We start from the raw sequence: 13,312 nt of genomic DNA, 5'->3' as shown, positions 1-13,312 counted from the left end.
AGGTCCTCCGGCCGACGGAGGGCCCCATCGGCGAGGCAACGCCGCGCACCGGCAAGGGTGGGCGGCACCAAACGAAGGGCGACCGGCTGGCAAGAGCCGGTCTGCGAATGCGGGGTGGCTGGCATGGAAACTGCCAAGGTTCGAAACGGATTGGGTCGCTTTCTCGGAAAGATCGGCCTCAGGACGATCGGCGCGCGGCTGGCGGCGGTCGTCGCGCTCTTTGCGGTCAGCACGGCTGCGATCGTGGCCATCCTTGCATCCATGCAGGCCACCTCGATCCGCGATGCCCGCGTGGACATGCTGCAGTCGGTGACGGGTGTCGTCATCAAGGCCATCGACCAGCAGTTCCAGGAAACGGCGAAGGGCCTCATCGGCGAAGGCTGGGCGCAGCAGCGCGCCCGTGCCGTGGTCCGCGCCATGCGCTACAACGGCGACGAATATTTCTTCGTCATCGATGACGAGGGCAATTCCATCGTCAACGGCGGCCAGCCGGCGATGGAGGGCAAGAACATCATGGACGCCAAGGACGCCAAAGGCGTGGCGTACGTGAAGGAAATGATCGCCATCAGCAAGGACAAGGGCTCCGGCTACGTCTCCTACGACTACCCGCGGGCGGGCGAGGACATGTCGCAGGCGGTGCCCAAGCTCGCCTATGTCGAGCGCTTCGGTCCCTGGGGCTGGACCGTCGGCACCGGCGTCTACACCGACGACGTGACGGCGCGCATCCAGCACGCCGCGCTCGTCGCGGCTGCGGTCGGCTTCGCCTTCTTCCTCGTCATCGGCGGCTTCGCCTTCGTCTTCGCCCGCAACCTGACGCGCCGCATGCGCAACCTGCGCGACGTGATGCTGCGCCTCGCCGACGGCGACAGCAACGTCGTCGTGCCGCCGGTCGTCGGCCGTGACGAGATCGACGAGATGACGGGTGCGGTCGAGGTCTTCCGCGAGAACGCCATCGAGCGCGAGCGCCTTGCCGCGGAGCAGGAAGCCGAGCAGCTCGCCAAGGAAGAGCGGGCGCGCAACGTCGAGGCGCTGGTGAACAAGTTCGAGGCCGAGGCGATGGGCGTGGCCCGTGCCGTCGCCGCCGCGGCCTCGCAGCTGCAGCAGAATGCCGGCGCCATGAACTCCGCCGCCGAGGAGACCAGCCGTCAGTCGACGACGGTCGCCGCGGCCGCGGAGCAGGCGACGAGCAACGTCAACACGGTCGCTTCGGCCGCCGAGCAGCTCACGGCCTCCATCCGCGAGATCGGCCAGCAGGTGACGACGGCCGCCCGTGTCGCGAGCGCCGCCAACGGCCAGACGAAGTCCGCGGCGGACGTGGTGCGCGGCCTCGCCTCCAGCGCCCAGCGCATCGGCGAGGTGGTGAGCCTCATCACCGACATCGCCTCGCAGACGAGCCTGCTCGCCCTCAACGCCACCATCGAGGCGGCGCGGGCCGGCGAGGCGGGCCGCGGCTTCGCCGTCGTCGCCACCGAGGTCAAGAACCTCGCGGAGCAGACGGCCAAGGCGACCGACGACATCTCGGCCCAGATCGCCGCGGTGCAGAACGCCACCAACGACGTGGTCGGGGCCATCGACAGCATCACCGAGACGATCCGCCAGATCGACGAGGTGTCGACGACGATCGCCTCGGCGGTGGACCAGCAGGGCGCGACGACCAACGAGATCGCCCGCAACGTCTCGCAGGCGGCGCAGGGCACGCAGGAGGTGTCGTCGAACATCACCGGCGTCAGCCGTGCGGCGGCCGAGACGGGCGTCGTCTCCAGCCAGATCGTCGAGGCGGCCAATGACCTCGTGCGCCAGTCCGATGCACTGCGCCAGCAGGTCGACGGTTTCATCCGGCAGGTGAAGGCAGCGTGACGAAGGCGACCTGAGCCGTCCCTCGGAGGGTTCAACGATCATCCGCCGCGCGACGAGCGCGGCGGATTTTTTTGTTCGCAAGGGAGCGAGAGGCACGGAGTAGGGGCCGGCCGATCCCGCGACTAGGCCTCCTCGCGCCTGAAGCCCTCGCTCGCCACCATCAGCTCGCGCGTATAGGGCGTCTCGATGCGCCGGGCGGCGAGGTCGGCGGAGGTCAGGAGCTCCACCGGCCTGCCGTGCTGCATCACCAGCAGGCGCTCGCACATGTGCGTGACGACGGCGAGGTCGTGGCTGACGAGGACATAGGTGAGCCCGCGCTCGCGGCGGATCTCCTCGAGGAGATTGAGCACCTCGGCCTGCACCGAGGCGTCGAGCGCCGAGGTCGGCTCGTCGAGCAGCAGGATCGTCGGCTCGAGGATGAGCGCGCGGGCGATGGCGACGCGCTGGCGCTGGCCGCCCGACAGCTGGTGCGGATAGCGGAAGCGGAAGCCCTTGCCGAGACCCACCTCGTCGAGCGCCTTCAGGATGCGCCGCTCTGCATCGCCGATGCCGTGCACGGCGAGCGGCTCGGCGAGCGCCCGGTCGATGGTGTGGCGCGGATGCAGCGAGCCGTAGGGATCCTGGAAGACCATCTGCACCCGGCGGTAGAAGGCCTTGCTGCGCGCATGGCCGATCGTCTCGCCGCTGACGGAGATGGCGCCCTCGGTGACCGGTGCAAGGCCGGCGACGGCGCGGAGGACGGTGGATTTTCCCGAACCGGATTCCCCAACGAGGCCAAAGGATTCGCCCTCGGCGACCGAGAAGCCGACGCCATCGACGGCGCGGAAATCGTCGAACTCGACCGCAAGGCCCTTGATCGCGAGCGCGTCCGTCATGCCGCCCACTCCGGCTTGCGGTCGAGCACCGGCAGGGGATGGCGGCTCTGCCCGAGCTTCGGCAGGCAGTTCATCAGGCCCTGGGTATAGGGATGCTGCGACTGGTGCAGCCTGTCGGCGGCGATCTCCTCCACCACGCGGCCGGCATACATGACGAGCACCCGGTCGCAGAAGGAGGAGACGAGCCTGAGGTCGTGCGAGACGAAGATGAGGCCCATGCCGCGTTCGGCGACGAGCTTGTCGAGGATGGAGAGCACCTGGAGCTGCACGGTCACGTCGAGGGCGGAGGTCGGCTCGTCGGCGATGAGCATGTCCGGCTCGGCGACGAGCATCATGGCGATCATGGCGCGCTGGCCCATGCCGCCCGAGACCTCGTGCGGATAGAGGTTGAAGACGCGCTCGGGATCGCGGATCTGCACCGCCTCCAGCATGGCGAGCGTGCGCCGGCGCGCCTCGGCGCCCGAGCCGCGGCCGTGGGCGGCGAGGGTTTCCATGATCTGCTCGCCGATGCGCATCACCGGGTTGAGCGAGAACTTGGGATCCTGCAGCACCATGGCGATGCGCTTGCCGCGCAGCGTCCGGCGTTCCCTCTCGCTCGCGGCGAGCAGGTCGGTGCCGTCGAAGACGAGGCGGTCGGCAGTGACGGATGCATGCGGCGGGGTGAGGCCGAGGATGGCGCGGCCGGTCTGCGACTTGCCCGAGCCCGATTCGCCGACGATGCCGAGCCGCTCGCGCCCGAGGGTGAAGGAGACGCCGCGCACGGCCTCCACCACGCCCGAGCGCGTGGGAAAGCTGACGCGCAGGTTTTCGACGTCGAGGAGCGCGCTCATTGGCCGGCCGCCTTCGGGTCGAGCGCGTCGCGCAGGCCGTCGCCCAGGAGATTGAAGCCGAGGCTGACGACGAAGATGGCCACGCCCGGCGCTGCAGCGACCCACCACTGGTCGAGCACGAAGCGCCGGCCCGAGGCGATCATGGCGCCCCATTCGGGCGAGGGCGGCTGGGCGCCGAGGCCGAGGAAGCCGAGGCCGGCCGCCGTCAGGATGATGCCGGCCATGTCGAGCGTCACGCGCACGATCACCGAGGACACGCACAGCGGCATGATGTGGCGGGCGATGATGCGGGCGGGCGAGGCGCCCATCAGCCGCACAGCGCTGATGTAGTCCGCATGGCGCAGCGTCAGCGTCTCGGCGCGGGCCATGCGTGCGTAGGGCGGCCAGGAGGTGATGGCGATGGCGATGACGGCATTGACGATGCCGGGGCCGAGCGCCGCGACGAAGGCGAGTGCCAGCACGAGGCGCGGGAAGGCGAGGAAGATGTCGGTGATGCGCATCAGCACGGCATCGATCCAGCCGCCCGCATAGCCCGCGACCGTGCCGATGAGGAGGCCGACGGGCGCGGCGATGACCGCCACCAGGATGACGACGAAGAGGGTGATGCGCGAGCCGTGCACCAGGCGGGCGAAGATGTCGCGCCCCTGGTCGTCGGTGCCGAACCAGTGCGCGGCGCTCGGCGGCAGCAGGCGCGCCGTGCGCAGGTCACCGTCGGTCACGGCCGAATAGGGCGCGATCACGTCGGCGAAGGCGGCGACGAGGAGCAGGGCCAGGATGATGAAGAGGCCGGCCATGGCGAGGCGGTTGTCGGCAAAGCGCGACCAGGCGGCATAGGCGCGGCCGAGGCGGGCCTGCCGGCGCGAGGCCGGCCGCTCGCTCGTCAGCCATGCGCGCCAGGTTTGAGCGTCGTTCGTCATCTTGCGCGGGTCCGCTATCGGGCTCGGGTTCTGGGGTCGAGGACGCGGTAGAGCAGGTCGGACAACAGGTTGAGGCCGATGAAGACCGAGCCGACGACGATGGTACCGCCGAGGACGGCGTTCATGTCCGCGTTCTGCAGCGAATCGGTGATGTAGAGGCCGAGGCCCGGCCAGGAGAACACGGTCTCCGTCAGCACCGAGCCTTCGAGCAGGTTGGCGTAGGACAGGGCGATGACCGTGACGAGCGGCACCAGCGCGTTGCGTAGCGCATGGCGCCAGATGATCGTGCGCTCCGACAGGCCCTTGGCCCTTGCCGCCACGACATATTCCTGGCCGAGCTCCGTCAGCATGAAGGAGCGCGTCATACGGCTGATGTAGGCCATCGAGAAATAGCCGAGCAGCGATGCCGGCAGGATGAGATGGCCGAAGACGTTGCGGAACGCCTCCCACTCGCCCTGCATGGCCGTGTCGAGCAGCAGGATGCCCGTGACGGGCGTCACGGTGTATTCGTAGACGACGTCGATGCGGCCGGGCCCTTCCACCCAGCCGAGGCGGGCATAGAAGACGAGCAGCGCCATCAGCCCCAGCCAGAAGATCGGCACCGAATAGCCGACGAGGCCGATGACGCGCACGATCTGGTCGAGGAAGCTGCCGCGCCGCACCGCCGCAAGGACGCCGAGCGGCACGCCGAGGAGGGCGCCGATGAGCGTTCCGAGCGTGGCGAGTTCCAGCGTCGCGGGGAAGACGCGGCGGATGTCGGTCATCACCGGGTTCGACGTCAGCACGGAGATGCCGAAATCGCCCGTCAGCGCCTTGCCGACATAGATGACGAACTGCTGGTAGAGCGGCAGGTTGAGGCCGAGTTCCTCGCGCACGCGCTCGACGACATGCGAGGGCGCCCGGTCGCCGACGATGGCGAGCACCGGATCGACGGGAATGACGCGGCCGATGAAGAAGGTGACGGCGAGGAGGCCGAGATAGGTCAGCGCGACGACGACGAGAAAGCGCGCGACGGCCATGGCCGTGGAACGCAGGCGGGCGCGTCTGCGCCCGCCCGCTCTGGCGGAACCCGCGAGTGCCATGCGGGCCTCAGTTCTTGGAAACCCTGAAGACGTAGGTCGAGTCGGAGGTGGAGCCGAGGACGAAACCTTCGACGTTCTTCCGCACGCCCGCGGTCTCGACCATCTGGTAGATGATGACGAAGGGGCTCGTCTTCAGCAGGTCGCGCTGCAGCTCGGTGTACATCTCCACGCGCTTGGCCGGGTCACGCTCGAGCACGGCGGCATCGGCCTTCTTGGTCAATTCCGGAATGTCCCAGGCGTTGCGCCAGGCGAGCGGCTTGGAGGCCGCGTTGTCGGAATTGTCCGGGTTGCGCGCGAAGGTGTCGGCGTTGGTGTGGGGGTCCCAATAGTCGGCGCCCCACTGGCCGATGTAGAGGTCGTGGTTGCGGGCGCGGTACTTGGTCAGCGTCTGCTTGCCGTCGCCGGGGATGATCTCGAGCTTGATGCCGGCCTGGGCGAAGGTGCGCTGGACGGCCTCGGCGATGCCGGCGACCGGCTGCGTCTGGCGCACGTCCATGGTGATCGAGAAGCCGTCCTTGAGCCCGGCCTTCTCCAGCAGCTCCTTGGCCTTGGCGACGTCGAGCTTGTAGGGCTTCTCGTCGATGGCGCCGAGCAGGCCCATGGGCAGGAAGGTCTGGTGGACGGTGCCGATGCCCTTGATCAGCGTCTCGCCGATGGCGTCGTAATCGACCAGCCACTTCATCGCCTCGCGTACCTCGGGCTTGGCGAGGGTCGGGTTCTTCTGGTTGAGGCTGATGTAGTAGATCGTGCCCTTGGGCCGGTTGGTGATGGCGACGTCGGCGTTCTTCTCGACCGCCGCAAGATCTTCCGGGCTGAGGTTGCGGGCGATGTCGACGTCGCCCTTCTCGAGCAGGAGGCGCTGGGTCGCGCTTTCCTTCACGTGGCGGTAGATGACGCGCGGCAGCTTGGCCTTCTCGCCGTAGTAATTGTCGTTGCGCTCGAGCGCCAGGATCTCGTTGGCGCGCCAGTCGCGGATCTTCATCGGGCCCGAGCCGGCATAATTCGTCTTCAGCCAGGCATAGCCGAGGTCGCCGTCCTTCTCGTGCTCGAGGACGAGCTTCTTGTCGATGATGGCGGCGACATTGGCGGTGAGGCAGTTGAGCACGAAGGTCGGCGCATAGGCCTTGTCGGTCTCGATCACGACGGTGAGGTCGTCGATCTTCTTCACCTTGTCCTCGACATTGTCCTTCGACAGGCCGAACTGGGTGAGGATGAAGGCCGGCGACAGGTCGAGCTTGACCGCGCGCTGCAGCGAGAAGGCGACGTCGTCGGCCGTCAGCGGATTGCCGGAGGCGAACTTGAGGCCGGGCTTCAGCTTGAAGGTATAGGTCTTGCCGTCTTCAGAGACCGTCCAGCTTTCGGCGAGGTCGCCGTAGAGCTTGGAGGGATCGGCCACGTCGAAGCGCACCAGCCGGTCATAGGTGTTGCCCATGATCTCGCCGGCGCTGATCTCGAAGGATTCGGCGGGGTCGAGGGTGATGATGTCGTCGATGGCCCAGGCGAGGACGAGCGTGTCCTTCGGGGTCGCGGCAAGGACGACGGGGCTCGTGGTGGCGATGAGGACGGCCGCGGTGGCGCCCAGGAGGCCACGGCGGGTGAGGCCGCGGGCGACGAGGTTCTTCACGGCGGTCATGGGCGTGCGGATGGGCATTCGGGTCATGGACATGGATTGTTCCCCCATTTTGCGCCATACGAGGGCATGACGAGGGGCGGGCGTCAAGAGCGCGCGGTGGGCAATCCCGGGTGGAGAAAGGGCACAAGCTGCCCATGCGGGAGGCAGTCCCTAAGAGGCATGCCCGCGAGGCTGTGCAAAGGCGGCGCCAGCGGCTATGAAGCGCTGTCCGCTGCTGCGGCAGGCGGGCGAGTGGACGGGCCAGGTATATGACCATTCTCGTCACCGGCACGGCCGGGTTCATCGGATATCACACGGCCGAGGCGCTGCTGGCGCGCGGCGAATCCGTGGTCGGCCTCGACATCGTGAACGACTATTACGACCCGGCCCTGAAGGAGGCGCGGCTCGCGCGCCTTGCCGGCCGCGCCGGCTTCGTCGAGGCGCGGGTCGACATCGCCGACCGGCCGGGGCTCGAGGCGGTCTTCGCCCGCCATCGGCCACGCGGGGTCATCCACCTCGCGGCGCAGGCGGGGGTGCGCTATTCGGTCGAGAACCCGCATGCCTATGTCGGCAGCAATCTCGTCGGCTTCCTCAACATTCTCGAATGCTCCCGGCAAGGGCGCGTCGAGCATCTGGTCTACGCCTCGACGAGCTCCGTCTATGGCGCCAACGCCGCCCTGCCGTTTTCGGAGCAGCACGGCGTCGGCCATCCGATGAGCCTCTATGCCGCCACCAAGCGGGCCAACGAGGTGATGGCGCATTCCTATGCGCATCTCTACGGCCTGCCCTGTACCGGGCTGCGCTTCTTCACGGTCTACGGCCCGTGGGGGCGGCCGGACATGGCGCTGTTCAAGTTCACGCGCGCCATCCTCTCGGGCGAGGCCATCGACGTCTACAACAACGGCGACATGCGCCGTGACTTCACCTATATCGACGACATCGTCGAGGGCGTGGTGCGCGTGTTCGACCGGCCGGCACGGCCCGATGGCGCCTGGAACCCGGCATCGGAGCACCCCGATCCCGGCGCGAGCGGCATCGCCCCCTTCCGCATCTACAACATCGGCCGCGGCAGCCCCGTGCCGCTGATGGACTTCATCCGCGTCCTCGAGGACAAGCTCGGGCGCCGGGCCCTCTGCAACATGCTGCCGATGCAGCCGGGCGACGTCGCCGCCACCTTCGCCGACACGAGCGCCCTTGCACGCGATACCGGCTATGCGCCCTCGACCTCGGTCGAGACCGGCGTCGGCCGCTTCGTCGACTGGTACCGGGAGTATTATGGTGTCTGACAGGCCAGACCGGGTCATTTCGGTCGTCGGTCTCGGCTATGTCGGCCTGCCGGTGGCCTGCGCCTTCGCCGCGGGCGGCTATCGCGTCATCGCCTTCGACATCGACGCGGGCCGGATCGCGGAACTGAAGGACGGCATCGACCGGACGGGCGAGGTCGAGCCGCAGGAACTGGCGGCGCCGTCGCTTCACCTGACGGGCGATGCCGAGGCGCTGCGCGAGGCGGACTTCCACATCGTCACCGTGCCGACGCCGATCACGGGTGAGCGCCTGCCCGACCTCAGGCCACTCCTCGCCGCCTCGCGCACCGTGGGGCGCGTGCTGAAGCGGGGCGACATCGTCGTCTACGAATCGACCGTCTATCCCGGCGCGACCGAGGAGGACTGCGTGCCGGTGCTGGAGGCCGAGAGCGGCCTTATCTTCGGGCGCGACTTCACGGTCGGCTATTCGCCGGAGCGCATCAACCCGGGCGACCGTGCCCACCGCTTCACCACCATCACCAAGGTCGTCTCCGGCTCGGACCCGGCGACGCGCGCGACGGTGGCCGCGGTCTACGGCGCGGTGGTGCGGGCCGGCGTCCACGAGGCGCCGTCGATCAAGGTGGCGGAGGCGGCGAAGGTCATCGAGAACACGCAGCGCGACCTCAACATCGCGCTGATGAATGAACTCGCCCTCATCTTCGACCGGGTGGGCATCGCCACCAGCGACGTGCTCGACGCGGCGGCGACGAAGTGGAACTTCCAGCGCTTCTCGCCGGGCCTCGTCGGCGGCCATTGCATCGGGGTCGATCCCTACTACCTCACCGCCAAGGCCGAGGCGCTCGGCTACCACCCGCAGATGATCCTCGCCGGGCGGCGCATCAACGACGCGATGGGCCATTTCGTCGGCGAGAAGCTGGTGAAGCTGCTTCTGGCGCGCGGGCGCGACCTGCGCACGGCGCGCGTCGCCATCCTCGGCCTCACCTTCAAGGAGAACGTGCCGGACCTGCGCAACAGCCGCGTGCCGGACATCATCGCCGAGCTCGGCGAATACGGCATCCGCCCGCTGGTGCACGACGCCCTGGCGGAAGCACGCGAGGCCGAGCGCGCCTACGGCGTCGCCCTCGCCGACTGGGGGGCCCTCGACGCGCTCGACGCGGCGGTGCTCGCCGTCCCGCACGGCGCCTATCTCGCGGATGAGGGTGCTCGCATCGCATCGATGCTGGCGCCGGGCGCCGTCGTGATCGACGTGCGCTCGGCAATCAAGCCCGGGTGCCTGCCGGCGGATGTCCTGCACTGGCGTCTGTGAGGAGGAGCGCAGCCTTCGTCCCACGCTCCCGTCATACTTCAAGCCCTATTGCCCTTTCCGTCGCGGGGCGGCAAGAACGACGCCGGCTGATGCCAGAATTCGGGGGGCGGGGATGAAGTGGGCAGCAATCGCGCTGGCGCTCGCGGCAAGCGTCGTGGTCGCCGGATGCAAGACGACGGAAGAGGCCAACAAGGCGCTCAGGGGCAAGTGGATCGGGCAGACGGCCGACGCATTCTTCATCGAGAATGGTCCGCCGGTCTCGAGCTATGAACTCGACGGCGGCGGGGTGATCTACACCTGGCGCGGCGGCGAGACGAGCTATGTGCGGCCGGCCCGGGTGCAGACGCAGGGGGCGACCCAGCCGCTCAACCGCTCCCAGCGCACGGTGACGACCGTTTCCAATCCGGCGCCGGGCACCACGGTCACGCGCACGAGGACCACGTCGACCTCCTTCGGCGCCGCGGTGCCGACGTCCGTGATCGTCGAGCCGGCGCGACGCGTCGACCTGTTCTGCGAGGCGCAGATCGCGACCGATGCGCAGGGCGTCATCACCTCAGTGCGCATCAACAAGGATACGGAAGGGGCGGGCCTGTCCTTCTCGCGCTGCGCCGAGCTGTTCGGCGACGAATAGGCGCGTGGCGACGCCGTGGCGCATGTCGGCCTGGCCGGCGCGCCGCTAGAACGTCCGGCGGAAGAGGAGACACGGGCCGATGGTGACGATCGAAGCCGTCTTCGCCGGCAAGGCGGTGCCCTATGCGCGCGAGGGCACCCTGAGCGCCATCGACAAGCGGCGTCTCGACGCGCCGGTCGAGATCCGCGCGGAGGGGCTCGCCGGCGACGAGCAGGGCGACCGCAAGAACCACGGCGGGCCGGACAAGGCGGTGCACCATTATCCGGCCGAGCATTACGACGCCTGGGCGGGGGAGGGCATCGACCTGTCGTCGTTCCTGCCCGGCCGGGCGGCCTTCGGCGAGAATCTCCGCACGCGGGGGCTCGTCGAGGCGGACGTGTGCATCGACGATATCTTCCGCGTTGGCACGGCGCTCGTTCAGGTCTCGCAGGCCCGGCAACCCTGCTGGAAACTGAACCACCGCTTCGGCCGCAAGGACATGGCGCGTCGCGTGCAGGAGAGCGGTCGCACCGGCTGGTACTACCGGGTGCTGGAGCCGGGGATGGTCGCGTCGGGCGACCGGATGGTCCTCCTCGAGCGGCCGCAGCCGCAATGGCCGCTGTCGCGCGTGCTCCACGTCCTCTATGTCGACATGCTCGACCGCGAGGCGCTGGCGGAGCTGGCGCGCCTGCCGCATCTGCCGGCCTCGTGGAAGGCGCTGGCCGCCCGGCGGCTGGAGCGCGGGGCGGTGGAGGACTGGTCGCGGCGGCTCGGCGAGGGCTGATCAGGCCGGTACCAGCCCCGGCGCCGGCATGGCGAGCTCGATGCTGCGCTCGCTGGCGCAGGTGGTGTCGAGGGGCCGCGCGGCGAGCTGGCGCACATAGGCGCGGGTCAGGCGCTCGCGCAGCGGATTGAGCGACCCCACCGGCTCGTCGTCGGCAAAGCGGCAGCTCAGCACGAGCCCGCTCTCCCGGCGCACGGCGGTCAGCTCGACAGCGCGATGCGTGCGGCGCGCCTCGTCGAGATAGGCCGGCAGCAGCGCCGCAAGGTAGAGCCCGATGCCGATGGCGCGGTCGAGGTCGACCGTGACGTCGCGGGCGGCGACTTCGATCCGCACCTGTTCGGCCGGCAGGGCCGCCGAACGGCGCAGGCCGTCGACGATGTCGTCCAGCAGCTCGGCGAGCGGGGCATCGGTGATGTCGCCGAGCGCGTAGCAGACGCGATAGGCCACGGCCATGGCCTGCACGTGGTCCTCGATGAAGCGGATGTCGTCGCGCCGCTCCGCGGGCAGCGCCTGCTTGTGCAGGCTGAGCAGGCTGACGATAACCTGGAAGTTGTTCTTGACCCGGTGATGCAGCTCGCGCAGCAGCTGCGACTTCTCCTCGGCCACCGTCTCCAGCGCCTCGGCGTGCTGGGCGATGTTCTCGGCCATGTTGTCGAAGGCCTCGCCGAGCTCCGCGAGCTCGCTCGGCGCATGCACGAGCCGCACGGCGCGGACCGAGAAGCGGCCGCTGCCGTAGACCCTCGTCAGGCGCTTGAGATAGTGCAGCCAGCGCAGCACCAGCCGGTCGACGGCGAAGACGATGCCGATCGTCGCGCCCACCAGCATGATGACGGGCGGCATGATGGCCCCCCACAGCTGGCGCTGCTCATTGCTGAAGAAGGCGGCCGAGGGATAGCCGGTGACGACCGTGATCCCCGTCCTCGACGAGCGGGTGGCGAAATAGCGGTAGCTTTCCCCACCGCGGCTTTCGTCCATGAAGACGTGTGATCCGCTGCCGAACTGCTGGGTGGTGATGCCGCCCTTGGGCAGCCAGTCGGCCGGGATGTTCTCGGTCCGGTATTCGGCGACGCGCCGGTCGGACGGGGAGAATACGACCGAGCCGTGCTCCTGCGACACCCGGGCCGAACGCAGGGCGATTTCCAGGATGATGTGGGAAACGGAGAAGATCGCGATGGCATCGCGGTCGCTGCCGGCGGCGATCGCACTCGCGAGCAGCACCGGGCCGCCCGTGACGGGACTGTCGAGAACGGCGGTGAGCCCCTGCGCGAGCTGGGCGGACAGCCGCTCCCGGGTCGTCGCGCTGGCGCGGGCGACGAGGGCATCGCGATCGAAGCCGTAGGCGCAGCGCAACGTATCGCCGGCAAAGACGGCCACCGCCGTCAGCTCCGGGTAGGAGCCGAGGACCGGTGCCGCGGCGGCGCTGCAGCTGTCGGGCGCGCCGCCGGCCTTGGCCAGGTGGGATTCGAGTTCCGCCGCCGCGAGCTGCGCCTCGCGCAGTACCTCGTCGATCTGCGCGGCGACATAGGCATTGGCCTGAGTGGCGGCGTCGATCCGCTCCTGGCGCAGCTGCCGGTTCTGCGCCACCGTCCAGCCGAGGGCGATGAGGGCCGCCGGCAGCAGGACGAGCGCCAGGGCCGCGACGAGGCGGCCGCGCAGGCTGCGGCTGAGGCCACTCACGCCCTCCATCGCCTGGACCTGGCGGTCTTCGTTCGGGCTGCCGGTGCCGGTATTCCGGAGGATGGTCATGGCGCGCCGATCAGCTGATCGATGCGGCGCGGCTGCCATGGACCGGGTCCATTCGCGGCCTCACGGACAGGGATGGCAAGCGCTCATGCCGCCCTGCTTCCATCATTGGGGAGACCGCCAGCACGTCGATCGATCCTCATTGCTTTTCCCCACCCTCGTCCGGTTCGTCGGGGGCGGAGGCGGTCCCGCCAATTCTGGCGTCCAGCTCCGTAAGCAGCTTCATGAAACGGTCGGGCACCTCTTGCTGCAGGATGTCGTCGTAGACGGCACGCAGCTGCTGGCCGATCTGGGCCTGGATGTCCTTGCCGACAGTCCGTCCCCCGCCTGCCGCCCTATCCGCGGACGGGGGGCGGCCGGCCGTGGTGTCCTTCTGCCGTTGGGTGACGCCACCCTTTGCGCCCTTGTCTGCGCCCATATGCCTGCTCGTG

The 13,312-nt window shown here is 69.0% G+C and carries 12 protein-coding genes; 5 read left to right on the top strand and 7 right to left on the bottom strand.

Annotated elements, in window-relative coordinates:
* Positions 1-150: 150 nt before the first annotated feature.
* Complete coding sequence (locus AL346_RS04000; RefSeq protein WP_019402898.1) at positions 151-1,857, top strand: methyl-accepting chemotaxis protein; 1,707 nt, start codon at positions 151-153, stop codon at positions 1,855-1,857.
* 122 nt (positions 1,858-1,979) lie between these two features.
* On the opposite strand, the gene AL346_RS03995 is transcribed toward AL346_RS04000, so the two are convergent.
* From AL346_RS03995 to AL346_RS03975, 5 genes are read right to left on the bottom strand one after another with little or no spacing between them, the layout of a single operon-like run.
* The gene (locus AL346_RS03995) at positions 1,980-2,732 is read right to left on the bottom strand and encodes an ABC transporter ATP-binding protein (RefSeq protein ID WP_053194018.1); all 753 of its coding nucleotides are present in this window, start codon (positions 2,730-2,732) and stop codon (positions 1,980-1,982) included.
* Positions 2,729-3,562, bottom strand: coding sequence for an ABC transporter ATP-binding protein (locus AL346_RS03990; protein ID WP_019402896.1), 834 nt, complete (start codon positions 3,560-3,562; stop codon positions 2,729-2,731). The genes AL346_RS03995 and AL346_RS03990 overlap by 4 nt, the downstream gene beginning before the upstream one ends.
* Positions 3,559-4,479, bottom strand: a complete 921-nt coding sequence (gene nikC, locus AL346_RS03985; protein ID WP_019402895.1) for a nickel transporter permease — start codon at positions 4,477-4,479, stop codon at positions 3,559-3,561. Before nikC ends, AL346_RS03990 begins: the two co-directional genes overlap by 4 nt.
* A gap of 14 nt (positions 4,480-4,493) precedes the next feature.
* Positions 4,494-5,561 (bottom strand): ABC transporter permease, encoded by a 1,068-nt coding sequence (locus tag AL346_RS03980; RefSeq protein ID WP_026015258.1) that lies wholly within the window; start codon positions 5,559-5,561, stop codon positions 4,494-4,496.
* A 7-nt stretch (positions 5,562-5,568) separates the two neighbouring features.
* The gene (locus tag AL346_RS03975; RefSeq protein WP_040404786.1) at positions 5,569-7,194 is read right to left on the bottom strand and encodes an ABC transporter substrate-binding protein; all 1,626 of its coding nucleotides are present in this window, start codon (positions 7,192-7,194) and stop codon (positions 5,569-5,571) included.
* A 248-nt stretch (positions 7,195-7,442) separates the two neighbouring features.
* On the opposite strand from AL346_RS03975, the gene AL346_RS03970 reads away from it, so the two are divergent.
* The 4 genes from AL346_RS03970 (at position 7,443) to AL346_RS03955 (ending at position 11,138) form a co-directional block, all read left to right on the top strand.
* The gene (locus tag AL346_RS03970) at positions 7,443-8,459 is read left to right on the top strand and encodes an NAD-dependent epimerase (protein WP_053193288.1); all 1,017 of its coding nucleotides are present in this window, start codon (positions 7,443-7,445) and stop codon (positions 8,457-8,459) included.
* Positions 8,449-9,744: a nucleotide sugar dehydrogenase gene (locus AL346_RS03965; protein ID WP_019402891.1), complete on the top strand. Its 1,296-nt coding sequence runs from the start codon at positions 8,449-8,451 to the stop codon at positions 9,742-9,744. Before AL346_RS03970 ends, AL346_RS03965 begins: the two co-directional genes overlap by 11 nt.
* 112 nt (positions 9,745-9,856) lie before the next feature.
* The gene (locus tag AL346_RS03960) at positions 9,857-10,375 is read left to right on the top strand and encodes a hypothetical protein (protein ID WP_019402890.1); all 519 of its coding nucleotides are present in this window, start codon (positions 9,857-9,859) and stop codon (positions 10,373-10,375) included.
* A gap of 79 nt (positions 10,376-10,454) precedes the next feature.
* Complete coding sequence (locus AL346_RS03955; RefSeq protein WP_019402889.1) at positions 10,455-11,138, top strand: MOSC domain-containing protein; 684 nt, start codon at positions 10,455-10,457, stop codon at positions 11,136-11,138.
* On the opposite strand, the gene AL346_RS03950 is transcribed toward AL346_RS03955, so the two are convergent.
* Positions 11,139-12,884 (bottom strand): sensor histidine kinase, encoded by a 1,746-nt coding sequence (locus tag AL346_RS03950; protein ID WP_019402888.1) that lies wholly within the window; start codon positions 12,882-12,884, stop codon positions 11,139-11,141.
* 136 nt (positions 12,885-13,020) lie between these two features.
* Positions 13,021-13,299 (bottom strand): NepR family anti-sigma factor, encoded by a 279-nt coding sequence (locus tag AL346_RS25920; protein WP_019402887.1) that lies wholly within the window; start codon positions 13,297-13,299, stop codon positions 13,021-13,023.
* Positions 13,300-13,312 lie beyond the last annotated feature (13 nt).

Source organism: Chelatococcus sp. CO-6 (assembly GCF_001271345.1).
Taxonomy (GTDB): domain Bacteria; phylum Pseudomonadota; class Alphaproteobacteria; order Rhizobiales; family Beijerinckiaceae; genus Chelatococcus_A; species Chelatococcus_A caeni.
The sequence above is the reverse complement of the archived record's forward strand: the minus strand, read 5'-3'. Positions and strand labels throughout refer to the sequence as shown.

Coding starts and splice junctions, on each gene's coding strand:
- AL346_RS03970 (WP_053193288.1), top strand. CDS start 7,443: ATGACCATTCTCGTCACCGGCACGGCCGGGTTCATCGGATATCACACG.
- AL346_RS25920 (WP_019402887.1), bottom strand. CDS start 13,299: ATGGGCGCAGACAAGGGCGCAAAGGGTGGCGTCACCCAACGGCAGAAG.
- AL346_RS03995 (WP_053194018.1), bottom strand. CDS start 2,732: ATGACGGACGCGCTCGCGATCAAGGGCCTTGCGGTCGAGTTCGACGAT.
- AL346_RS03965 (WP_019402891.1), top strand. CDS start 8,449: ATGGTGTCTGACAGGCCAGACCGGGTCATTTCGGTCGTCGGTCTCGGC.
- AL346_RS03955 (WP_019402889.1), top strand. CDS start 10,455: ATGGTGACGATCGAAGCCGTCTTCGCCGGCAAGGCGGTGCCCTATGCG.
- AL346_RS03980 (WP_026015258.1), bottom strand. CDS start 5,561: ATGGCACTCGCGGGTTCCGCCAGAGCGGGCGGGCGCAGACGCGCCCGC.
- AL346_RS03990 (WP_019402896.1), bottom strand. CDS start 3,562: ATGAGCGCGCTCCTCGACGTCGAAAACCTGCGCGTCAGCTTTCCCACG.
- AL346_RS03950 (WP_019402888.1), bottom strand. CDS start 12,884: ATGACCATCCTCCGGAATACCGGCACCGGCAGCCCGAACGAAGACCGC.
- AL346_RS03975 (WP_040404786.1), bottom strand. CDS start 7,194: ATGACCGCCGTGAAGAACCTCGTCGCCCGCGGCCTCACCCGCCGTGGC.
- AL346_RS03960 (WP_019402890.1), top strand. CDS start 9,857: ATGAAGTGGGCAGCAATCGCGCTGGCGCTCGCGGCAAGCGTCGTGGTC.
- nikC (WP_019402895.1), bottom strand. CDS start 4,479: ATGACGAACGACGCTCAAACCTGGCGCGCATGGCTGACGAGCGAGCGG.